Source organism: Streptomyces sp. DSM 40868 (assembly GCF_011820545.1).
GTDB classification, from domain to species: Bacteria; Actinomycetota; Actinomycetes; order Streptomycetales; family Streptomycetaceae; genus Streptomyces; species Streptomyces eurythermus.
Window position 1 is genome coordinate 8,097,121 of the sequence record NZ_CP050504.1, and the last position, 21,936, is coordinate 8,119,056.

The window sequence follows — 21,936 nt, forward strand, 5'->3', positions numbered from 1 at the left end:
CGGAAGAATCGGCTGGAAAGCGAGGGGTGGTCAATCGCGGGCCGGTGCCGGTGCCGGGGCCTCACGGCGGGCCGGTACGCCGTCCGGCCGCGCGGCCGGACGGCGGCGGCGCAGCAGCAGGCGCCGGGCCGGGCGCTCCACCGCCTCGTACAGCACCCAGGACAGCCCGAGCGAGACGGCGAACGCGGCCGCGCTGACCGCCAGCCCCGCGAAGGGGCCGAAGCGCGGCTTGGTGCCCAGCACGGTCGTCGCGGCCCGCAGCACCAGCAGATGGACCATGTAGAAGGCGAACGACAGCTCCCCGAGCCGCACCATCCGCCCGCTTCGCCACAGGGACGGCAGCCCGCGCAGGTCGGCGACCGCCGCCGCGGGGATGAGCAGCGCGAACCCGGCGAGGGTGCACACGGTGGCCGAGTAGCCGGGCGTGACCTGCGGCACCAGGAAGTAGCCGATGACGGCCAGCGCGAGCGACGCCTCCAGCCCCGGCCCGCGCCAGCGGCCGAGCAGCACCAGCCGCGCGGTGACCGCGCCGAGCACGAACTCGGGCAGCCGGGCGGCGGGGAACGAGTAGACCGAGTGCGTCCACCAGTGGTGGGCGTCCGTCCAGGCCAGCAGCACCACCGCGGCCACCGACAGCCCGCCCAGCGCGGTCGTGCCGCGCGGCCCGAGCCGGCGCAGCAGCAGGAACAGCAGGGGGAAGGCGGCGTAGAAGAACGCCTCGCAGGCCAGGGACCAGCTCACCGGGTTCAGCGTCTGCCACCACGGGTGCCACCAGGAGTGCACCAGCAGCGCGTTGGCCAAGGCCTGGTCCGGCGCCGGCAGCGGGCGGTGCGTCAGCGTGCCCGCCATGACCAGCGCCATGACGAGGGTGACCAGGTGCACCGGGTAGACCCGGGCGATCCGCCGCCGCCAGAAGGCCGGCGCGCGGTCACGGGGCCGCGCCGACCAGGTCAGCACGAATCCCGACAGGACGAAGAAGAACGACACTCCGGTGGCGCCGGCGCCGAAGCCCCAGGACATCAGGCGGCCACCCGTGCCGCCGAACCAGCCGAAGTTGTGCACGTGCAGTCCGAACACCAGCAGCGCCGCCATCCAGCGCAGTCCGGTGAGCGACGGCAGGGAGGGCGGGGTGGGCGGTGCGGGGGACCCGGCGGCCGCCTGGCCGGTCCGGGCGGGCGGCGTCCGGAGCGCCCGGGTCGTCGCCGTGGTCATCGCATCACCTGCCGCAGGAGAATCGCGTGGGGCATGAAGGGGTTCGTTGCCCGTCCGCGCCCGGTCCATCACGCAGCTCGGGAAACTTCACACTGCTGCCGAACGACGCGTCGCCATGGACGCCACGGACGGCGGGACGGCGTGCACCCGCACGAGTGACGACACCGGCCCGTGGCCCACCCACGACCGGCCGGGCGTGGACGCCCGGGCCGGGCACGGACACCCCGGTCGGGCCGCAGCGTCGCCCGGGTCAGGCTGCGAGGGCTGCCCGGGTGAGGCCGTGATGCCCGCTCGGGTGGGGTCGCAGCGCTGGCCCCGCTCGGGCCGTGGTGCCGACCGGGTCAGGCTGCGAGGGCTGCCCGGGTGAGGCCGTGATGCCCGCTCGGGTGGGGTCGCAGCGCTGGCCCCGCTCGGGCCGTGGTGCCGGCCCGGGTCAGGCTGCGAGGGCTGCCCGGGTGAGGCCGTGATGCCCGCTCGGGTGGGGTCGCAGCGCTGGCCCCGCTCGGGCCGTGGTGCCGGCCCGGGTCAGGCTGCGAGGGCTCCCCGGGTGAGGCCGTGATGCCCGCTCGGGTCGGGCCGTAGCGCCGGCCCCGCTCGGGCCGAGAGGCCCGCCCGGGTAAGGCCGCGGTGTCTGCTCCGGTCAGGCCGCGGTGCCCGCCCGGGTCAGGGCCTCGATCAGCTGCTCGCGGGTCATCTTCGACCGGCCCGGTACGGCCGCCGCGCTCGCCCGCTCGTACAGCTCCGCCTTCGACAGGGAGGCCAGTTCGCCGGGCCGCTCCCGGCGGGCGGCGGGCTCGCGGCGCTTGCCCTTCTTGCCGCCCGGGCCCGTCTCGCCCCCCTCAGCCCGCTTGCCCTGCTTGCCGCCCGTGCCGGTGCGGGACCGGCTCTGTTCCACGCTGCGGCTCAGCGCCTCCATGAGGTCGATGACGTTGGTCGCCTCCGGCGGCTGCGGTTCGCCGACGACCTCCTCGCCCTCGCGCTTGGCGGCGACGAGCTTCTTGACGCGTTCCTCGTAGGTGTCGCGGTAGTCGTGCGGGTCCCAGTCGATGGTGAGGGCGTCGATCAGCTGCTCGGCCGTGCGCAGCTCCCTGCTGCCGGCCTTCGCGTGCCGTTCCGGCAGCTCGGGCACCACATCGGCGGGGTCGCGCACCTCGTCGGCCCAGTGCAGGGTGTGCAGGACGAGGACGTCCGGCTGGGCCCGCAGCGCGGTCAGGTACTCCTTGCCGCGCATCGTGAGCGTGGCGATCCCGGCCTTGTCCGAGCGGTCGAGGGCCGCCCGCATCAGCTCGTAGACCTGTGCGTACTCCTTGCCGCGCGGGCCGACGTAGTAGGTCCGGTCGAAATAGACGGGCTCGACGCGGTGGAGGTCGACGAACCCGGCCAGGTCGATCACCTTCGACCGGCCGGGCGCGATCTCCTCCAGCTCCTCCGGCTCCACGACGACGTACTCGCCCTCGTCCAGCTCGTACCCCTTGACGATCCTGTCGCCGCCGACCTCCTTGCCGGTGCGCTCGTTGACCCGTTTGTTGCGGATCCGGTCGGAGGTGCCGCGCTGGAGCTGGTGGAAGTGGACGGTGTGGTCCTGGGTGGCGGTGTACAGCCCCACGGGGAGGGTCACCAGCCCGAAGGTCAGGACCCCCGTCCAGATCGGTCTCGCCATGGCTCCCTCTCTCCTGTCGCCTCGTTCTCCCGGCACGGGGCCGTTCCGTCGTGGCGCTCAGTCGCGCTCGCCGGCGGCCAGCCGTTCCACCCGTTCCGCGGCCGTCTCGGCATGGCGCCGGGCCTCCCGCACGGCACGGCCGGCCCGCCGGGCCCGCTCCCGGGCCGTCCGCTCGTCGGTACGGGCCTGCCGCTGCTCCCGCTCCGTCAGGCGCAGCTCGGCGCGCAGCTCCCGTACGCGCCGCTCGGCCCCGGCCACCCGGTCGCGGGCCGTCTCCGCGTCCGCGTCGGCGGACCGGACCTCCGCCTCGCGGTCGCGCAGGTCCCCCTCGGCATCGTGGGCCGCCTGCCGGGCCTCCTTGATCCGGCGCCGCCGGGCCAGCTCGTCCTCGTCGGGCTCCACAGCCGTGTCCCCGGGCTTCGCCCGGCGAGGGTCCTCGCGCTCCTCCCGGTGACCGTCCTCTTCCTGGTGGCCGTCCTTCTCCCGGCGGCCGTCCGCGGCACGCCGTGGCACCCCGCTCGGTCGCGGTTCCAGGACGTCCGCCTGCGGAAACCCGAACGTGGACCTCAGCGGTTTCACCAGCCGCCCCGCCGCCCACGCGCGGGCCGCCTCCGGGTCGGCGAGCACGGCGTGCAGGGTCTCCTCGACCTCGCGCTGGACGCTCTCGCCCACCGGATGCCCCTCCCGCTCGGCCAGCCGGCGGGCCTGCCGGCCCAGCGCGCCGATCACCTCGCCCTGCCGCCGGGCCAGCTCGCGCAGCCGCGTGCCGTCCAGTTCCCGGTGCGCGCGGCGCAGCTCCTCGCCGAGGCCGAGCAGCGGCTCGACCTCCTCCGGCCGCCGGCGCACCAGCAGATTGCCCGCCCAGGCGGCCAGGCTCGGCCGCCGCAACGCGCCGATCTCTTTCGCGAGGGCCTGCTCACCGGCCTCGCGGGCGTCCCGGGCGCGGCGGTCACGGGCTGCCACGAACTCCTCCGGCCGCAGCCCGTACAGCTCGTCGGCGACGGAGTCCAGGTCCACCGGCATCCCTCTCGACGGCCACCTCGATGACAGAGTCCCGGGTTTCTCGTCGTAACCGCTTTATGTGCCCTTTGCGATGATTCGTCCGTACGGTCGGTCCGGGTTCCGTTCCCCCGTCCGGTGGACCGACCGGCTCGCCGCACCGCTGCCGCCGGCCGGGAACCGCATGATGCGGGCATGCGCGCGACCCGGCTCCGCGGCCCCCGCCCGACCGGTGCGCGCAGGACCCCGAGGACGGCCGGACGCCACCCGGACGCGACCAGAATTGCATCCTTCGTTTTCTTGAACCCCTCGTGTTTATGACGATAGGTTCGGGGCATGTCCGCCTCCCCGAGACCGACCACCGCCGAGGAGCTGCGCGGTGCCGGCCTGCGCGTGACGGCAGCCCGCGTCGCGCTGCTGGAGACCGTCCGGGACGGTGACCACCTCGGCGCCGAGGCGATCGCCTCGGGTGTCCGCGATCGCGTAGGCCACATCTCCCTGCAAGCCGTCTACGAGGCCCTGCACGCGCTGACCGCCGCGGGTCTGGTGCGCCGTATCGAGCCGGCCGGCCACCCGGCCCGGTACGAGGGACGTGTGGGCGACAACCACCACCACATCGTGTGCCGGTCCTGCGGGGCCGTCGCGGACGTCGACTGTGCCGTCGGCGACGCGCCCTGCCTGACCGCCTCCGACGACCACGGCTTCGCCATCGAAGAGGCCGAGGTCGTGTACTGGGGCCTGTGCCCCGGCTGTTCCACCGGCCGCAGTTCCTGAGCACCGAGTTCCGCACAGTTCGGAAGGATTGCCATGACTGAGAACCACGACGCGATCGTCACAGACGCGAAGTCGGAGGGGAGCGGCGGCTGCCCCGTCGCGCACGACCGGGCCCTGCACCCGACCCAGGGCGGTGGCAACCGTCAGTGGTGGCCGGAGCGGCTCAATGTGAAGATCCTCGCCAAGAACCCGGACGTGGCCAACCCGCTCGACGAGGACTTCGACTACGCGCAGGCCTTCCAGGCCCTGGACCTCGCCGCCGTGAAGCGGGACATCGCCGAGGTGCTCACCACGTCCCAGGACTGGTGGCCCGCCGACTTCGGCAACTACGGCCCGCTGATGATCCGCATGGCCTGGCACAGCGCGGGCACCTACCGCATCAGCGACGGCCGCGGTGGCGCCGGCGCCGGCCAGCAGCGCTTCGCCCCGCTCAACAGCTGGCCGGACAACGGCAACCTGGACAAGGCCCGCCGCCTGCTGTGGCCGGTCAAGAAGAAGTACGGCCAGAGCATCTCCTGGGCCGACCTGCTGATCCTCACCGGCAACGTGGCCCTGGAGACGATGGGTCTGAAGACCTTCGGCTTCGGCGGCGGCCGCGAGGACGTCTGGGAGCCGGAGGAGGACGTCTACTGGGGTCCCGAGACCACCTGGCTGGACGACAAGCGCTACACCGGCGACCGCGAGCTGGAGAACCCGCTGGGCGCCGTCCAGATGGGCCTGATCTACGTCAACCCCGAGGGCCCGAACGGCAACCCGGACCCGGTCGCCGCGGCCCGCGACATCCGTGAGACGTTCCGCCGCATGGCGATGAACGACGAGGAGACCGTCGCGCTGATCGCCGGCGGCCACACCTTCGGCAAGACCCACGGCGCCGGCCCCGCCGACAACGTCGGCCCGGACCCGGAGGCCGCCGGCCTGGAGGAGCAGGGCCTCGGCTGGCGCAACACCTACGGCACCGGCAAGGGCGGGGACGCCATCACCTCCGGTCTCGAGGTCACCTGGACCAGCACGCCGACCCAGTGGAGCAACGGGTTCTTCAAGAACCTGTTCGAGTACGAGTACGAGCTGGAGCAGAGCCCGGCCGGCGCCAACCAGTGGGTGGCCAAGAACGCCCCGGAGATCATCCCCGACGCGCACGACCCGGAGAAGAAGCACCGCCCGCGGATGCTCACCACCGACCTGGCGCTGCGCTTCGACCCGATCTACGAGCCCATCTCCCGCCGGTTCTACGAGAACCCGGAGGAATTCGCGGACGCCTTCGCCCGCGCCTGGTACAAGCTCACCCACCGCGACATGGGCCCGAAGTCGCTGTACCTCGGCCCCGAGGTCCCGGAGGAGACCCTGCTCTGGCAGGACCCGCTGCCCGAGCGCGAGGGCGAGCTGATCGACGACGCCGACATCGCCGCCCTGAAGACCAAGCTGCTCGACTCGGGCCTGTCCGTGTCCCAGCTGGTCACCACCGCGTGGGCGTCCGCGTCCACCTTCCGCGCCAGCGACAAGCGCGGCGGTGCCAACGGCGCCCGCATCCGCCTCGCCCCGCAGCGCGGCTGGGAGGTCAACGAGCCCGACCAGCTCGCCCAGGTGCTGCGCACCCTCGAGGGCATCCAGCAGGAGTTCAACGCCTCCTCCGGCGCCAAGAAGGTCTCCCTGGCCGACCTCATCGTCCTCGGCGGTGCCGCCGCCGTGGAGAAGGCCGCCAAGGAGGGCGGCTTCGAGATCGAGGTGCCCTTCACCCCGGGCCGGGTCGACGCCGGCGAGGAGCACACCGACGCCGAGTCCTTCGAGGCGCTGGAGCCGACCGCGGACGGCTTCCGCAACTACCTCGGCAAGGGCAACCGCCTGCCCGCCGAGTACCTGCTGCTCGACCGGGCCAACCTGCTGAACCTGAGCGCCCCCGAGACGACCGTGCTCGTCGGCGGTCTGCGCGTCCTCGGCGCCACCTACCAGCAGTCGCAGCTCGGCGTGCTGACCAAGACGCCCGGCGTCCTCACCAACGACTTCTTCGTCAACCTGCTCGACATGGGCACGCAGTGGAAGGCGACCTCGGAGGACCAGACCACCTTCGAGGGCCGGGACGCGAGCACCGGCGAGGTGAAGTGGGCCGGCAGCCGCGCCGACCTCGTCTTCGGCTCCAACTCCGAGCTGCGCGCCCTCGCCGAGGTGTACGCGAGCGACGACGCCAAGGAGAAGTTCGTGAAGGACTTCGTCGCCGCGTGGAACAAGGTCATGAACGCGGACCGCTTCGACCTGGTCTGACCGGCCCGGCCGGTCCGGTGACGGCCGTTCCGGCCCGCTGAACGGCGCGTCCGGGTCCGCCCCTCGGGGTGGACCCGGACGTTTTTCCGTGCCGGCGTGCGCCGGGGCGTGTCAGCGGCCGAGGGCCGCCGCGCCCGCCTGCGCGTACCGCTCGTCCAGGTCGCCCGACGGGGCGCCCGCGACGCCGATGCCCGCGACCGGGGCGCCCTTGGCGGTCACCGGCGCGCCGCCCGCGAGGAACAGCGTGCCCGGGATGTCCTTCAGGTTCGGCGCCTGCGCCAGCCGCTTGGCCAGCTCCGAGGTCGGCGCGTTCCAGGAGACCGCGGTGTACGCCTTGCGCTCCGCGGACTCGTACGACTGCGGGCCCGCGCCGTCCCCGCGCAGGGTGACCACGGTGTTGCCGTTGCGGTCGACGACGGCCACGGACACCTGCCGGCCGTCCTTCTCGGCCGCCTCCAGCGCGGCGCGCGCCGCCTTCGTGGCCGCGTCCACGGACAGGTGCGTGCTCTGGGTCAGCTCACCGCCGCGCGCCGCCACCGGTGCGGCGGCGGGCGTGGCGCCGGTGGAGTCGGCGGCGTTGGCGGCGACCGTGCCGACGACACCGGCCCCGACGACGGCCAGGGCGGCACCGCCCACCAGGACGCGGGAACGGCGGGACGGCCTCTTGCGACTGGGCATGCTGAGGAACCTCTCGGTAGATCCTGGGCGGGAGGCGGAATCGCTTCCCGGAACCGATCCTGCTGCCGGACCGGGCCGCGTCCCGTCGGTGGACCGGTCGCCTGGGGGGTCATCCGATCGGATGACCCCGCGGCCTCCGTACCTGGGCACAATGGAGGGTGTTTGCCCAGTTCAGCGCGGAGCCGAGGGAGGTGTCAGGGGTGGCCGCACCCGAGCGCGACGACACCCGCGCCCTCACCGTCGTCATGCACACCGCGTTCTTCGTGCTGCTGTCCGCGTCCGTCGCCCGCTACCTGGCCCGGCACGCCGGGGGACCGCACACCCCCTGGGTGATCGCCCTGTCCGTGCTGCTGGCGGTGCTCTACGTCCTCGGCCCCGCCCTCGGCACCCGCCCCACACCGCGCCGGCTGGCCTGGCTCGGTCTGGCCGTGGCGGCCTGGGCGCTGCTCGTCGTCCTGGCCCCGAGCTTCGCCTGGTGCGCGGTCCCGCTCTTCTACACCGGACTGCGCACGCTCCCGCCGCGCGCCGCCATCCCCCTGGTGGCGGTGCTGACCGCGCTCGCGGTGGCCGCCCAGCTCAGCCTTGCGGGCTGGGCCGACCCGAACGTGCTGCTGGCCCCGCCCGCGGTGGCCGCCGTGGCCACCACCGTGTTCGTGGTCATGCAGCGCCAGGCGGCCCGCCGGGACGCCCTGATCGCCGACCTGGTCCGCACCCGGCGCGAACTCGCGGCCACCGAGCGCCGCGAGGGCACCCTCGCCGAACGCGAACGGCTCGCCCGGGAGATCCACGACACCCTCGCCCAGGGCCTGTCCAGCCAGCGCATGCTGCTCCAGGCGGCCGACCGTCTGTGGGACAACGCCCCCGGCACGGCCCGCGACCACGTCCGCACGGCGGCGGCCATCGCCGAGCGCAGCCTCGCCGAGGCCCGCCGCTTCGTCCACGACCTGACCCCGGCCGACCTCGCCGAGGGCGGCGGCCTGCTCCGGGCCCTGCACGCCGTCGCCGAGCGCGAGACGACACCCGGTCTCACCGTCCGCGTGCACACCGAGGGCAGCCCGCCCGACCCGCTGCCCGCGCCCGTGGAGTCCGCCCTGCTGCGCATCGCCCAGGGCGCCCTCGCCAACGTCCGCGAACACGCGGGGGCCACCGCCGCCGCCCTCACCCTGACCTGCCTGGACGACCAGATCGTGCTGGACGTCACCGACGACGGGCGCGGCTTCGACCCGCACACCCCCGCCGCCGGACCCGCGCCCGCCGGGGAACGCGGCCACGGCCTGCCCGCCATCCGTGCCCGCCTGCGCCAGCTGGGCGGCACCCTCACCATCGAGTCGGCACCGGGCGAGGGCACGGCCCTGTCGGCGGCGATCCCGTTGGAGCCGAGATGACCCACACCCCCGCGACGGACGCCCGGACACCGGTGCGCATCCTCGTCTGCGACGACCACGCCGTCGTCCGCGCCGGACTGCTGGCGCTGCTGCACAGCGCGCCGGACATCGAGGTCGTCGGCGAGGCGGGCAGCGGCGAGGAGGCGCTCGCCCTCGCCCGCAAGACCACCCCGGACGTCGTCCTGATGGACCTGCAACTGGGCGAGGGCATCGACGGCGTCGAGACCACCCGCCGGCTGCGCGCCGAGCCGGCCGCCCCGCACGTCCTGGTCCTCACCACGTACGACACCGACGCCGACGTCACCCGTGCCGTCGAGGCCGGCGCCACCGGCTATCTGCTGAAGGCGGAGCGCGCGGAGGACCTGTTCACGGCGATCCACGCGGCGGCCCAGGGCCGCCCGGCGCTCTCGCCCCCGGTCGCCGATCGTGTGATGTCCCGCCTGCGCAACCCCCGCCCCGCCCTCACCCCCCGGGAACGGGACATCCTCGCCCACCTCTCCCGGGGCCTGTCCAACCACGCCATCGCCCGCGCCCTCTACATCAGCGAGGCCACCGTCAAGACCCATCTGCGGCGCATCTACGACAAGCTCGGTGTGGACACCCGGGCGGGCGCGGTGGCGGTGGCGAAGGAACAGCGCCTGCTGTCCTGAGCGGCCGCGCTGTGCCGAGCGACCGCGCTGTCCTGAGCGACGCTGTGCCGAGCGGCCGGGACCGGCTAGCTCCGCAGGGCCTCGAACGCGTCCCGGCCCGCCGCCCCGATCGCCTGGTCGATGTCCGGTGCCAGTCCCGCGCGGCGGGTCGCGCGGGTGAGCGCGGCCATCGCCACCCGGTCCCCGGAATCCGCCTCGACGACCCCGATCTCGTGCCGCAGATGGAGGAACGTGCCGGTCTTGCCGCTCCACCGCAGCGTGTCCGCGCGCAGTTCGCCCGCCAGCCGCTGGGTGAAGACCTGGTGTCCCATCAGCCGGCGCAGCTCGGCCGTCGCGGAAGGAGTGGAGATCTCGTCGCGCCACACCCGCTGGAGCAGGCCGACCAGCGCCGCGGCCGTGCCCGCGTTGGCATGCGCCGGGTCCAGGGTCTCGATGGTGTGCCGGCCCGTCCCCTCGTCCCGTACGGCCAGCTCCAGGGCGAGGGAGAAGTCGTTCCCGGCGGCGCCGGCCGCGCACTCGTACAGGTGGTTCATCCGGTGCCGCACCCGGATCCCGTCACACCCCCAGGCCCGCAGCCGCGCGTCGGTCTCCGCCGTCGGCACCAGGTCGAACAGGGCGTCCGCGGCGGCGTTGTCGCTCACCGACAGCATCAGCAGGAGCAGATCGCCGACGGCCACCGTGGCCGGGTGCCGGAAGGCGGCGAGCCCGGTGGGGCCGACGCTGCTGGTACGGGGATCCACCGTCACCGGGCGGGCCGGGTCCAGCTCCCCGGCCGCGACCCGGTCCAGCACGACCAGGGCGAGCGGGACCTTGGCCACCGACGCCAGCGGCACCGGCTCGTCCGCGTCGAAACCCAGCTGCTCCCCGGTGTCGAGGTTGCGGGCGAGGAAGGAGCCGCGGACGCCCACCGCCGCCCAGTCCGCGGCGATGGCCTCGGCGACGGCCGACAGGGCCGCGTCGCCGCCGGTGTACACCGGGTGGTGCGGCGCCGCGCTCATCCGCGTGCCGCCAGCCGCGCGGGGGCTGTCCTCGCGCCCGGCCACCGGCCCCGGCCCGCCCCGGTGGGGCACGGCGCCCACCGCCGAGGCGAGCAGCGTGGCCAGCCATTCCGGTGCGGCCGCCGTGCCGTCCCGGTCCGGGGCGGCACGCACGTCGTAGCCCCGGTGCAGGGCGCGGTCGGCCAGTGGTGTCCAGTGGGCGCCGTGCTGCCGGGCGAACGGTTCGGCGCACAGCAGCAGCGCGTGCCCGGCCAGGGTCTCGGCGAGCGCGGTCGCCGCCGCTCCGGCCGGCCGGATCCGCTCCTCGGGCAGCCCGGCGCGCGCGGCGGCCCGCGCCAAACGGTCCTCGAAGTACGGCACTTGATCCTCCGTCAGCAGCAACACGGGCGGGGGAGCGGCACGTCCGGCGCCCCGGCCGCGGCGCGGCCGCAGCTCCTCCAGGTGCAGCGTGCGCCGCGCGGCCGTGCCGTCCGGCACCGGCGCGGACGCCACCCCCAACGGCACCTGGAACACGGCCCGTTCCGGCGCGGTGCGCACCAGCGCGTACCCGAGCGAACCGTCCGCCAGCCCCGATTCCCGTTCCGGCGGCGGCAGTTCCCGTATGCCGAGGGTGACCCCGTGCTCGGTGCCGGCGCGCAGGGCCCGGGCCAGCGCGGCCGGGGCGCAGTCCGCGGGGACACCGACGGCGCGCACCCGCGAGCGCCGGGCCGAGCGGGCGACCTGCCGCAGCCGCTGCGCCCGGTCCAGCACGTCCCGCGCGTAGGGGAGCAGCAGCACCCCCAGCTCCGTGGTCTCGATCTGCCGCCGCGACCGGTCGAACAGCGGGCCGCCGAAGTACTCCTCCAGCGTCTTGACGCGGCGGCTGAGCAACGGCTGGGCGATGCCGAGCCGGTCGGCGGCCCGGGAGAAGCCCGCCTCCTCGGCCGTCGCCACGTACGCCTCCAGGTGGGCCAGTAGATCCACCCGGCACTCATATCAATAAGGCATGGGAACTTCAAAGTTTCCTCTTGGACATGGGTGCCCCCGCCCTGCTTCGCTGTCCCCGTCGAAGATCGGCACCGAAACGACGTACGTCCGGGAGGAGTACGCCCATGACCAGTACGCCCATCTCCAGTACGACCGCGCCCACTACACCCTTGACCAGTGTGATCGCGCCCGCCGCCGGCCCCGGCCCGCTGCCGCGCCGCCGCCTGCTGCGGGCCGGCCTCGCCCTCACCGGCGCCGCGATGGCCGCGACGGCGGTCTCCGCGCCCGCCGCGTCCGCCGCCCCGGGCACCGCCGCGCACACCGGCCGGACCGGACCGGCCGAGCTGGCCGAGCTGGAGCGGCGCCACGGCGCCCGGCTCGGCGTGTACGCGCGCAACGTCCGCACGGGGCGGACCGTGGTCCACCGGGCGGAAGAGCGGTTCGCGATGTGCTCGACGTTCAAGGCGTTCGCTGCGGCGGCGGTGCTGCGCGACCACGGCGACCGCGCTCCGCTGGACCGGGTGGTGCACTACCCGCCGCGTGACATCCTGCCCAACTCCCCGCGTACCGAGGAGAATCTGGCGACCGGCATGACCGTGGCCGGCCTGTGCGCGGCGGCGATCCAGTACAGCGACAACGCGGCCGGCAATCTGCTGCTCCGGGAGCTCGGCGGCCCGGCCGGACTCACCCGTTTCCTCCGGTCGCTCGGCGACACGGTCAGCCGGCTCGACCGGTGGGAGCCGGAGCTGAACACCGCGATCCCCGGGGACGTGCGGGACACCACGACACCCGAGGCGATCGCCGGGAGCCTGGAGCGCCTCACCCTGGGCCGGGCCCTGCGCAGGGCCGACCGGGAGCGGTTCACCGGCTGGCTGAAGGGCAACACCACCAGCGCGGAGCGGTTCCGCAAGGGGCTGCCGTCCGCCTGGGTGGTGGCGGACAAGACCGGGACCGGGGACTACGCCACCGCCAACGACATCGGCGTGGCCTGGACGACCCGGGGGACCCCCGTGGTGCTGGCCGTCCTGTCGGACAAGAGCGCCCCCGACGCGCCGGTGGACCAGGCACTGATCGCGGAGGCGGCGGCCATCGTCGCCCGCACCCTCGCCCCGGGCGAGTAGCCAACCCCTCGCAATTCACAATTCTGAATATGAATCATGTACACGGCTGTTGACGTGTGCATGACTGCTCCCTACCGTCGGGAAGGTCCAGAGGGAAAGCGCTTTCCGGTCACTGTCCACCATGCCATGACCGGCCGCCGGGTTCACCCCTCTGGACCGCTCGCACCCGCACAGCCGAGTCGACCCGCAGGGAGACAAGCCGATGCAAACAAGACCAGCCATCGTGTGCGCCGGGCTGCTGACCGGTGCGCTCGTCGCGCTGACCGGCACCACGGCCCAGGCCGTGACCACCCGGTACGAGGCCGAGAGCGCGCCCGCGGTCTGCACCGGGACCATCGACTCCGACTGGACCGGGTATTCCGGCAGCGGATTCTGCAACGCCACCAACAGCTCGAGCGCCTACGCCCAGTTCACCGTGAACGCGGCGAGTGCCGGCACCGCGACCCTGAACATCCGCTTCGCCAACGGCTCGGCCGCCGCCCGGCCCGCGACCGTCGCCGTCAACGGCACCACAGCCACCACCGCCGGCTTCGAGACCACCGGCGCCTGGGACAGCTGGACGACCAAGACGCTCACCGTACCGGTCAAGGCGGGCGCCAACACCGTACGCCTCACCCCGACCACGGCCGACGGCCTGCCCAACCTGGACTACCTCGACGCCGACGTGGCCACGGCGGCGACCGGCAATGTGCTCTACGTGTCACCGACCGGCACCGACGGCGCGGCCGGCACCGAGTCGGCCCCGACCACGCTCACCTCGGCCATCAGCCGGATCACCCCCGGCGGCACCATCTACCTGCGCGGCGGGACCTACCGCCAGTCCGCCACGGTCACCATCCCGGACGGCAGCGACGGCACCTCGGCCGCCCGCACCACCCTGTCCGCCTACCCGGGCGAGAAGCCGGTCCTGGACTTCTCGGCGCAGACCGAGAGCCCGTCCAACCGGGGCATCCAGCTGTTCGCCGACTACTGGCGGCTGTACGGCCTCACGGTCCAGCACGCCGGTGACAACGGGATCTACGTCGGCGGCAGCAACAACGTCGTCGAGCGGGTGGTGACCGCCCACAACCGGGACACCGGGCTCCAGCTCGGCCGGATCGCCTCCAGCACCCCCAGCTCCCAGTGGCCGGCGAACAACCTGATCGTCAGCTCCGAGTCGCACGACAACGCCGACTCCGACGGCGAGGACGCCGACGGCTTCGCCGCCAAGCTGACCACCGGCACCGGGAACGTCTTCCGCTACGACGTCTCCCACCACAACATCGACGACGGCTGGGACCTGTACACCAAGACGGACACCGGCGCCATCGGCCCGGTGACCATCGAGTACTCCCTCTCCTACGGCAACGGCACGCTGAGCGACGGCACCGTCAACACCAACGGCGACCGCAACGGCTACAAGCTCGGCGGCGACGACATCCCCGTCGACCACGTCGTCCGGCACAGCATCGCCTACAAGAACGGCCACCACGGGTTCACCTACAACAGCAACCCGGGCACCATGACCATCTCCGGCAACGTCGGCGTCGACAACGCCGAGCGCAACTTCTCGTTCGACAAGGGCACGTCGGTGTTCCGCGACAACACCTCCTGCCGCTTCGCCGGCAGCGGCTCCAATGACAAGACGGTCGGCAGCGCCGACGGCTCCAACCAGTTCTGGGCCGGCTCCAACGGCTCCCGCTGCTCCTCGTACGCGGGCGCCCTCGGCTGGTCCTTCGCCTCCGACGGCCGCCTCGTGGTGACCTTCGGCGGCAGTGTCGTCAACCCGTAACCGGGTACGGCGGTTCGGGCACAGCGGGACGCCGTCCGGTACGGCGTCCCGCTTCCAGCCGTCTCAGCAGTGGGACTTGGTCTGGGTGAGCAGGCCGAGCCGCCACGGCAGGCTGTTGTAGTCACCGCTCGCGGCCGGGTCCATGCCCTGGTACAGGTACTGGAGCTTGCACGCGGGGATGGTCAGCGTCTGGTCGTAACCGGCGCGGATCATCTCGCCGTGACTGATGTCCTTCGTCCAGGCACCCGACGGGAAGGTCACGTTGTTCGCCCGGGCGAACGGATTGCTCTCGGAATCGGCCAGCGGGGACCAGGAGCCGGCCAGGCTGGAGGAGGTCCAGGAGCGGAAGTAGCGCCGGCCGTCGGAGCCGATCGCCTCCACCAGCATCAGATACTGGTCGCTGCCCTTCACCTTGTAGATGTTGCTCGCCTCGAACAGGGCGTACCTGTCGGGGTCCTGGGCGGCGATGACGGTGTTGGTGAACCCGTTCGGGAACTGGCCGACGGTGGTCTGCGAGCGGTAGAGGTGCCCGTTGTCGTCGGAGGAGAACAGATAGCAGTCGGCGCTGTCACAGATCACCCACATGTCGACCCAGTAGCCGTTGCCGATGTTCTGCTTGATGATCTCCGGCATCTCGGGGTAGAAGTCGCGCGGCGCGCTCCAGCCGTCGGGGTCGGAGATGTCCTTGTTGGTGGAGTACGACGCGTTGCCCGTCTGGTAGACCAGGTACCACAGCTTCTGCGGCGCGTAGTAGAACACCTGGGGTGCCGCCCGGTAGCCGCTGCCGATGGCCGTGCGGTCCAGGTAGTGGTGGGTGGCCTTGCCCGCCTGCGACCAGTCCTTGAAGCTCAGGTAGACGAGGTTGTAGCCGGAGGCGCTGGCCACGCTCGCGAACACGTGGTACTTGCCCTTGTAGCGGACGACGGACGGGTCCTTGATCCCGGCGATGTCGTGCGTCGCGTCGGACTTGGGCGCGATCAGCTGCTTGCTGGAGGACCAGCTGAAGCTCGACGGCAGCCCCTTGTGCGGGGCCGGGGCCGCGGCCGTGCCGCCGAGCGCCGACAGCACCGCGCCGTACGCGGCCTTCTTGTTGCCCGCGCTGTCGAACAGCAGCGGGTTCTCGCCGCTGCGCCAGGAGTCGCTGTCGCGGATGCCCCACACGGTGATGCCGGTACAGCGGGCGACGCTCTGGCACGCCTTGACCGTGTCCGCGTACGCGGTGGCCGGTGCCTGCGCGATGTCCAGCTCGGTGATCTGCACGTCCACGCCGAGGGCGGCGAAGTTCGCCAGCGTGTTCCGGAAGCTCGACGGCGGGCCGGAGGTACCGAAGTGGCTCTGGAAGCCGACGCAGTCGATGGGCACGCCACGGGACTTGAAGTCGCGCACCATGCGGTAGACGGCCTGGGTCTTGGCGTCCGACCAGTTCTCGATGTTGTAGTCGTTGTAGCAGAGCTTGGCCGCGGGGTCGGCCGCGCGAGCGGTGCGGAAGGCGTCCTCGATGTAGCCGTCACCCAGGACGTTCTGGAAGACGGAGGCCCGGCGCGCCCCGCTGCCGCCGTCGGCGAACGCCTCGTTCACCACGTCCCAGGCGTAGATCTTGCCCTTGAAGTGGGTCGCCTCGGCGGTGATGTGGTCGCGCATCACGGTGCGCAGCGTGGTGGCGTCGGTGATCGAGCCGACCCAGCCGGGCAGTTGGGAGTGCCAGACCAGGGTGTGGCCCCGCACCCGCTGCTTGTGCGCGACGGCATGGCCGACGATCTGGTCGGCGGCGGTGAAGGTGAAGGAGCCCCGGGTGCGTTCGGTGGCGTCCCACTTCATCTCGTTCTCGGGGGTGACCGCGTTGAACTCCCGGTCCAGGATCGTGCTGTAGGTGCCGTCACCGAGCCTTCCGGCGGCCACCGCGGCGCCGAAGTACCGCCCGGACTTTGCGGCCTGGGCGCCGAGGGTGTCTGCCTGCGCGGGGGCGGGCCGGGCGTCGGCCGTTCCGGTCACCGCGAGGGTGGCGGCGGCGAACGCGCCCATCAGGGCGACCAGGCGCCTGCCTGACCACGGGGGACGTTTCATGGTTCTCCTCGTACGGACGATCGTTGCGGGTGTCGTGGCATGGACCTGCCAGTACCATGGTGGCGACCGTTCGGTATTGCGAACAACGGTCGACACCCCGGATGTCCGTGATGATAAGAGGGGCTGTGGTGCCGACAACACCCCTCGCATCATTCGAAGTTGACAACGAAACGTTTCGGGGTGAGGGTCAGCCGACCGGATCGTCCGGGGAGACGGGAAGCGTCTCCAGGTCCGCCGCGGCCAGCAGCTCCGCGATCAGCTCCGCCGAGCCGCCGACGTAGGTGCTGACCAGATCCACGTCACCGCCCAGCACCCAGGCCCGGTCCCGCGGCCACCACAGGTCGGGCAGCTCGGCGAACTCGTCCAGCGTGACCGGGGAGACGGCGTCGGTGAGCCGGCCGGCCAGCAGGACCTCCTCCCGGCCCGGCGTCCCGAACGTCGGGAACCGGTCCCAGTCCCAGCGGCCGTACCCGTGCCAGAGCCCGAACCAGCACCGCTCGGGCGTGCCGGTGTGCCGGGCCAGCACGGGCAGCAGTGCCTCGGCGACCTCGGGCGGCGTCGGCCCCTCGGCGGGGTGTTCGTCCCACACACCGGGCAGGCCGGGGTCGGATCGGTCGAGGTGGTCCTGGTCCGCCCCGATGACCTCGTGCCAGCGGCAGCCGGGCGTCACCCGCGTCCCGTGGGCGGCGGCCACCGCCGACCAGCGCACCGGCCGCTCGTCGAGCCGGGCCGGATGCAGGATCCGCGCGTAGGCCGCGAAGCCCGGCGCGGCGACGCCCGCCACCGTGCCGAACGCCCCCTGCCCGGGTCCGGTGAGCCAGTCGGCGGGGGAGAGGTCGGCGGCGCGTACCCGCAGCCGTCCGTACCACTCGGGGGCGGGGGCCTGGTCGACCAGGGAGAACTCGTTCACCTGCCCAGTGTGCCGCAGGCGGGCCGGGGGCCGATCGCCCCCGGCCCGCCCTCACCCGCGGGTCGCGCCGGTCACGCGTGGCTGTCGTACGGGCGCGTGATGATCTCCATGCCGTGTCCGGCGGGGTCCATGAAGTACACGCCCCGGCCGCCATGGTGATGGTTGATCTCACCCGGCTGCTTGCCGTGCGGATCGGCCCAGTAGGTGATCCCGGCCGCCCGGATGCGGGCGAAGGCCGCGTCGAACTCCTCCTCGGAGACGAGGAAGGCGTAGTGCTGCGTGACGATCGACTCCGCCGGGATCGTGGCGAAGTCCAGGGTCACCCCGTTGCCGGTGGAGACCGGGACGAACGGGCCCCACTCGGGCCCGGTCTCCAGATCCAGGATGTGGGCCAGGAACTCGGCGGACTCCCGGTTGTCCCGGGCGTGGACGATGGTGTGGTTCAACTCGACTGACATGAGTGGAATGCCTCCGAGGGCAATCTCACGGGCACCTCCATGCCTCACCCGGACGGTGACCGACACGCGATGCCGTACGCCGATCCTATCGGACCGCTCCGGCCGGTCCCCGGTGCGTCACATGCCCGCCGGTCACCGACAACACCACGGGGGCGTCGATGAGTTCGTCACCGGGCGCGTGCACGGGGTCGACGGCCAGCGCGGTCAGGTCGGCCCGGAGGCCGGGCGCGATCCGGCCGGCCACGTCGGCCTCCCCGGCCGCCGCCGCGGCGTGCGAGGTGCAGCCCTCCAGTGCCTGCGCCGCGGTGAGCCCCGGCCGGTGCGCCGCGGCGCCCTTGGGGCGGCGGGCCGTCACCAGCACCGCCCGCACGTCGTAGTGCGCGATCGGCCAGTCCGAGCCGAGGGCGACCGTGGCCCCGGCCTCCCGCAGATCCCGCAGCCGCCAGGCACGGGCGGCCCGGTCGCCGCCCAGCCGGCGCGACCACTCGTCGGTGCCGTCGTCACGGGTGTAGCCGGTGTGCGGCGGTTGCAGAGAGGCCGCGACGCCCAACTCGGCGAAGCGCGGCAGCAGTTCGTCGGGCGCGGTCTCGATGTGCTCGATCCGGTGCGCACCGTGCCCGCCCGGCCCCAGCGAGGCCACCGTGTCCAGCACGTGCCGGACGGCGGCGTCCCCGATGGCGTGCGTGGCGGTGCGCACCCCGGCCGCGTGCAGGGTACGCACGGCCTCGGCGTACGCGCGCGGGTCCGGCCAGAACGCGTCGGTGCCCTGCCCGTGGCAGTCGGGGTGCTCCAGCCAGGCCGTGCCGCCCTCCACGGTGCCGTCCATGAAGAACTTGACCCCGCCGACCACCCAGTGCCGGCCGCCCCGGCCCTGCGCCTCGATCAGCTCGCGCAGCGCGTCGGCGTCCGCGCCCGGCATGCACCAGGGCGCGAACCGCAGCCGCACCGGCAGCACCGTCTCCCGTGCCACCGCGTCCACCAGCTCCAGGTCCCCGCCGTCCATCACATGGGCGCCGGTCAGCCCGGTCGCCGCCATGGCGGACAGCAACTCCAGCAGCCGCGCCCGCCGTTCGCCGTACGAGGGCCGGGGGACGACGCCGGTGACCAGGTCCATCGCCGCGTGCTCGACCAGATGCCCGGTGGGCCGCCCCGAGGCGTCGCACACCACCTGGGCACGCTGGTCGAAGGCGCGCGGCCCGGTCACCCCGGCGGCGGCCAGCGCGGGGCCGTTGACGAGGGCGGAGTGACCGTCGTACAGGCGCAGGAAGGCCGGGGTGTCGCCCAGCACGTCCGCCACCAGCTCATGGTGGACCGGGCGGCCCTGGAACGCGTTGTGGTCCAGCCCGTAGCCGACCACCCAGCCCTCGGTCCGCTCGGCCCGGGCGAGCGCCGCGCGCAGCCCGGCCAGGTCCGTCACACCGGACAGATCGGTGCCGGTCGCCATGTCGAGCCCCCACACCGGGTGGCTGTGCGCGTCGGTCAGGCCCGGCACCAGGTGCGCGCCGCGCAGGTCGACGATCTCGGTGCCGGGGCCGCGCCAGTCCCGGACGTCGTCCGCCGTGCCGACGGCGGTGATCAGCCCGTCGCGCAGGGCGACGGCCGTGGCGGTGGGGCGGGCGGGGTCCAGGGTGCGGATCCGGGCGCCGGCGAGGACGAGATCGGCAGCGGGCATGCCGTGAACTCCTAGCGGGAAGAGGGTCATTCGGTGGGTTCGGTGCCGAACGTCGCGTAGACGCCCGGCCGGTCGCGGCGCAGCCACCAGGCCAGCGGCAGGCCGAGGACGAAGACGGCGGGCGCGGCGACGACGAGCACGACGTTCACCGCGCGTGGCGCACCGGTGAACAGGTCGATGTGGGAGACCACCAGCACGATCGCGGCCGCCAGCAGGACGGCGGCGAGGGCGGGGGCCAGCACCGTGCGCACCCGGCCCTCGGTGTGCCGCACCCGCCGGAAGTAGCGGAACACGGCGAGCGCGGCCAGCAGCTGGAGCAGCAACAGGCCGATCATTCCCGGGGTGTTCACCCACAGCAGCAACTGCTGGTACGGGTCGGCGCCGGCGGCCCAGAAGGCGAGGACGACCACGGCGCCGAGGGCGGTCTGGGCCAGGCCCGCGAGGTAGGGGGAGCGGTGCCGGGGGTGGACGCGGCCCAGCCGGCGGGGCAGCACGCCCTCCTCGGCCAGCGCCAGCGCGTAGCGGTTGATGGCGTTGTGGAAGGCGAGCAGCGAGGCGATGACGCTGGTGACGATGAAGACGTGCATCAAGTCGGCGGCCCAGCCGCCCACATAGGTGGTGATCGCGGTGAAGAAGAGCCCGGCCGGATCCTTCCCGGCGGCCTGTACGACCCGGTCGTCGCCGAACGCCTGGACGGCGATCCACACGGTGAACGCGTAGAACAGGCCGAGGAAGCCGACGGCCGCGTAGGTGGCGCGCGGCACCGTGCGCGCCGGGTCGCGGGCCTCGCGGCGGTAGATGACGGTCGACTCGAAGCCGGTGAACGCGGCGAACGCGAAGGCGAGGACGGCCGCCGTGCCGGGCACGAACACATGCGCCGGGGCGAGCGAGGACAAGGAGAGGCCGTGCGCGCCGCCCCGCACCAGCACCCCGCCCGCGAGCAGCACGAGTATCCCCGTCTCGGCGACCAGCAGGACCCCGAGGACCCTGGCGCCGAAGTCGATCGAGCGGTAGCCGCCGTAGCCGATGAGCACCAGGCCGGCCAGCGCCACCGGCAGCCAGGGCACGTCGGCGCCGAAGAGGGCGTGCGCGGTGTCGCGGGTGGTGGTGGCGAGGAGGCCGTAGACACCGATCTCCATGCCGTTGTAGCCGACCAGGGCGAGCAGGGCGGCACCGATCCCGGCCGGGCGGCCGAGGCCCCGGGTGATGTACGCGTAGAACGCGCCGCCGCTCGTGACATGGCGGCTCATGGTGGTGAAGCCGACGGCGAAGACGGCCAGGGTCAGCCCGGCCAGCAGATAGCCGACGGGCGCGCCGACGCCGCCCAGCAGGAGGGCGAGCGGGGCGACGCCGGCCATGACGGTCAGCGGCGCGGCGGCGGAGACGACGAAGAAGGCGATGTCGGCGGTGCCGAGGGTGCCGGACCGGAGGCCGGGCGCGTCGGACGGCGCGTCCTTCTCCGGGAGTCCGGCGGTGGTCACGGACATGCGGGGGCCCTTCTGGCAGCGGAGGGGAGGGGATCCCGGTGGTGGGGCAGCGGGGTGCGCGGGTCGCCGGCGGGCGCGGCCGGGGTGGGCCGTCCGAGCCGGCGACTTGCGGGTGCACGAGGGGATGGCGGGCGCCCGGAGCCGTAAACCTAAAGGCTTTCGGTTTCCGCAATGTAACCTGCCGCTGGGCATCCGGGAAGACCTCAGGGAGACGCTGACCATGGGACGGCCGCGCACACCGCTCCTCGACCGCGAGCGCATCACCACCACCGCGCTGCGGCTCATCGACGAGACCGGTGACTTCACCGTGCCGCGGATAGCCCGCGGGCTCGGCGTGCAGACCGGCTCGGTGTACCACCACGTGGACGGCCGGGACGGCATCGTGGAACTGCTGCGCGAGCGCGTCTGCGCCGCCATCGACCCCGCCACCCTGGACCTGACCCCGTGGGACGCGGCCATGGAGGCGTGGGCGCGGTCCTACCGGGCCGCGTTCGCCGCCCACCCCCGGGTGATCCCGCTGCTGATGACCTCCCCCGTCCGCGCGCCCCGGGTCCTCGCCCAGTACGAACGCGCGGTGGGCGTCCTGCTCGCGGCCGGATTCGAGCCGGCCGGAATCATGCCGCTGATCGTCGCCCTGGAGAACCTGGTGCTGGGCTCGGCCCTCGACCTGGCCGCCCCCGAGGCCATGTGGGAGCTGGCGGACGGCACCCCGACCCCGCGCCTGGCCGAGGCCCTCGAGGCGGCGGGCGACGGCCGCGCCGACCGCGCCTTCGAGGTGGGACTCATGGCCTTCCTGAACCACGCGCGGGCCCTGCGGGAGGGGCGGTAGCCGGTCTCGCTCCGGCGGAGCCCAGGGGTACGTCCCCTCGTCGGCG

General features: G+C 73.4%; 17 protein-coding genes. 7 read left to right on the plus strand and 10 right to left on the minus strand.

The genetic code is table 11. From position 1 onward, the window contains the following. Nucleotides 1-30: 30 nt before the first annotated feature. From HB370_RS36375 to HB370_RS36385, 3 genes are all read right to left on the minus strand, one after another. Nucleotides 31-1,212, minus strand: a complete 1,182-nt coding sequence (locus tag HB370_RS36375; protein ID WP_030788355.1) for an acyltransferase — start codon at nucleotides 1,210-1,212, stop codon at nucleotides 31-33. Nucleotides 1,213-1,852: 640 nt separating this feature from the next. Continuing rightward, nucleotides 1,853-2,872, minus strand: coding sequence for a Ku protein (locus HB370_RS36380; RefSeq protein ID WP_030788357.1), 1,020 nt, complete (start codon nucleotides 2,870-2,872; stop codon nucleotides 1,853-1,855). Between the two features lie 57 nt (nucleotides 2,873-2,929). After that, entirely contained in the window at nucleotides 2,930-3,895 is a 966-nt protein-coding gene (locus HB370_RS36385) for a hypothetical protein (RefSeq protein ID WP_244405761.1), read from the minus strand. 312 nt (nucleotides 3,896-4,207) lie between these two features. Between HB370_RS36385 and HB370_RS36390 the strand changes: the two genes are divergently transcribed. Continuing rightward, a complete protein-coding gene (locus HB370_RS36390; protein WP_030788362.1) occupies nucleotides 4,208-4,645 on the plus strand; it encodes a Fur family transcriptional regulator in 438 nt (145 codons plus the stop codon). A 33-nt stretch (nucleotides 4,646-4,678) separates the two neighbouring features. Then, complete coding sequence (gene katG, locus HB370_RS36395; protein ID WP_030788365.1) at nucleotides 4,679-6,901, plus strand: catalase/peroxidase HPI; 2,223 nt, start codon at nucleotides 4,679-4,681, stop codon at nucleotides 6,899-6,901. A 111-nt stretch (nucleotides 6,902-7,012) separates the two neighbouring features. On the opposite strand, the gene HB370_RS36400 is transcribed toward katG, so the two are convergent. Next, complete coding sequence (locus tag HB370_RS36400) at nucleotides 7,013-7,579, minus strand: heme-binding protein (RefSeq protein WP_030788368.1); 567 nt, start codon at nucleotides 7,577-7,579, stop codon at nucleotides 7,013-7,015. Between the two features lie 245 nt (nucleotides 7,580-7,824). Between HB370_RS36400 and HB370_RS36405 the strand changes: the two genes are divergently transcribed. Beyond that, nucleotides 7,825-8,964 (plus strand): sensor histidine kinase, encoded by a 1,140-nt coding sequence (locus tag HB370_RS36405; protein WP_051816031.1) that lies wholly within the window; start codon nucleotides 7,825-7,827, stop codon nucleotides 8,962-8,964. After that, nucleotides 8,961-9,614, plus strand: coding sequence for a response regulator transcription factor (locus HB370_RS36410; protein ID WP_030788374.1), 654 nt, complete (start codon nucleotides 8,961-8,963; stop codon nucleotides 9,612-9,614). The genes HB370_RS36405 and HB370_RS36410 overlap by 4 nt, the downstream gene beginning before the upstream one ends. Before the next feature lie 65 nt (nucleotides 9,615-9,679). Here the strand turns inward: HB370_RS36410 and HB370_RS42195 are convergent, their stop codons facing one another. Then, nucleotides 9,680-11,575 (minus strand): serine hydrolase, encoded by a 1,896-nt coding sequence (locus HB370_RS42195; RefSeq protein ID WP_244405763.1) that lies wholly within the window; start codon nucleotides 11,573-11,575, stop codon nucleotides 9,680-9,682. Nucleotides 11,576-11,838: 263 nt separating this feature from the next. Here HB370_RS42195 and bla point away from each other — a divergent pair, with 263 nt between their 5' ends. Further along, a complete protein-coding gene (gene bla / locus HB370_RS36425; RefSeq protein WP_208974550.1) occupies nucleotides 11,839-12,699 on the plus strand; it encodes a class A beta-lactamase in 861 nt (286 codons plus the stop codon). A 202-nt stretch (nucleotides 12,700-12,901) separates the two neighbouring features. Further along, complete coding sequence (locus HB370_RS36430) at nucleotides 12,902-14,470, plus strand: carbohydrate-binding protein (protein ID WP_030788387.1); 1,569 nt, start codon at nucleotides 12,902-12,904, stop codon at nucleotides 14,468-14,470. 63 nt (nucleotides 14,471-14,533) lie between these two features. Here the strand turns inward: HB370_RS36430 and HB370_RS36435 are convergent, their stop codons facing one another. The 5 genes from HB370_RS36435 to HB370_RS36455 all read right to left on the minus strand — a co-directional run bounded on the left by HB370_RS36435 (nucleotide 14,534) and on the right by HB370_RS36455 (nucleotide 21,061). After that, nucleotides 14,534-16,534: a non-reducing end alpha-L-arabinofuranosidase family hydrolase gene (locus HB370_RS36435; protein WP_030788391.1), complete on the minus strand. Its 2,001-nt coding sequence runs from the start codon at nucleotides 16,532-16,534 to the stop codon at nucleotides 14,534-14,536. A 187-nt stretch (nucleotides 16,535-16,721) separates the two neighbouring features. Then, nucleotides 16,722-17,444 (minus strand): hypothetical protein, encoded by a 723-nt coding sequence (locus HB370_RS36440; protein ID WP_030788395.1) that lies wholly within the window; start codon nucleotides 17,442-17,444, stop codon nucleotides 16,722-16,724. Nucleotides 17,445-17,515: 71 nt separating this feature from the next. Further along, on the minus strand, nucleotides 17,516-17,902 hold the full coding sequence (locus HB370_RS36445; protein ID WP_030788399.1) for a VOC family protein: 387 nt from the start codon (nucleotides 17,900-17,902) through the stop codon (nucleotides 17,516-17,518). A gap of 85 nt (nucleotides 17,903-17,987) precedes the next feature. Beyond that, nucleotides 17,988-19,574, minus strand: coding sequence for an amidohydrolase (locus HB370_RS36450; protein WP_030788402.1), 1,587 nt, complete (start codon nucleotides 19,572-19,574; stop codon nucleotides 17,988-17,990). A gap of 26 nt (nucleotides 19,575-19,600) precedes the next feature. Next, complete coding sequence (locus tag HB370_RS36455) at nucleotides 19,601-21,061, minus strand: APC family permease (protein ID WP_030788405.1); 1,461 nt, start codon at nucleotides 21,059-21,061, stop codon at nucleotides 19,601-19,603. Nucleotides 21,062-21,281: 220 nt separating this feature from the next. On the opposite strand from HB370_RS36455, the gene HB370_RS36460 reads away from it, so the two are divergent. Then, entirely contained in the window at nucleotides 21,282-21,890 is a 609-nt protein-coding gene (locus HB370_RS36460) for a TetR/AcrR family transcriptional regulator C-terminal domain-containing protein (protein WP_030788409.1), read from the plus strand. Nucleotides 21,891-21,936 lie beyond the last annotated feature (46 nt).

Coding starts and splice junctions, on each gene's coding strand:
- HB370_RS36375 (WP_030788355.1), bottom strand. CDS start 1,212: ATGACCACGGCGACGACCCGGGCGCTCCGGACGCCGCCCGCCCGGACC.
- HB370_RS36430 (WP_030788387.1), top strand. CDS start 12,902: ATGCAAACAAGACCAGCCATCGTGTGCGCCGGGCTGCTGACCGGTGCG.
- HB370_RS36445 (WP_030788399.1), bottom strand. CDS start 17,902: ATGTCAGTCGAGTTGAACCACACCATCGTCCACGCCCGGGACAACCGG.
- HB370_RS36460 (WP_030788409.1), top strand. CDS start 21,282: ATGGGACGGCCGCGCACACCGCTCCTCGACCGCGAGCGCATCACCACC.
- HB370_RS36400 (WP_030788368.1), bottom strand. CDS start 7,579: ATGCCCAGTCGCAAGAGGCCGTCCCGCCGTTCCCGCGTCCTGGTGGGC.
- HB370_RS36435 (WP_030788391.1), bottom strand. CDS start 16,534: ATGAAACGTCCCCCGTGGTCAGGCAGGCGCCTGGTCGCCCTGATGGGC.
- bla (WP_208974550.1), top strand. CDS start 11,839: ATGGCCGCGACGGCGGTCTCCGCGCCCGCCGCGTCCGCCGCCCCGGGC.
- HB370_RS36450 (WP_030788402.1), bottom strand. CDS start 19,574: ATGCCCGCTGCCGATCTCGTCCTCGCCGGCGCCCGGATCCGCACCCTG.
- HB370_RS36405 (WP_051816031.1), top strand. CDS start 7,825: ATGCACACCGCGTTCTTCGTGCTGCTGTCCGCGTCCGTCGCCCGCTAC.
- HB370_RS36410 (WP_030788374.1), top strand. CDS start 8,961: ATGACCCACACCCCCGCGACGGACGCCCGGACACCGGTGCGCATCCTC.
- HB370_RS36390 (WP_030788362.1), top strand. CDS start 4,208: ATGTCCGCCTCCCCGAGACCGACCACCGCCGAGGAGCTGCGCGGTGCC.
- katG (WP_030788365.1), top strand. CDS start 4,679: ATGACTGAGAACCACGACGCGATCGTCACAGACGCGAAGTCGGAGGGG.
- HB370_RS36380 (WP_030788357.1), bottom strand. CDS start 2,872: ATGGCGAGACCGATCTGGACGGGGGTCCTGACCTTCGGGCTGGTGACC.
- HB370_RS36455 (WP_030788405.1), bottom strand. CDS start 21,061: ATGTCCGTGACCACCGCCGGACTCCCGGAGAAGGACGCGCCGTCCGAC.
- HB370_RS36385 (WP_244405761.1), bottom strand. CDS start 3,895: ATGCCGGTGGACCTGGACTCCGTCGCCGACGAGCTGTACGGGCTGCGG.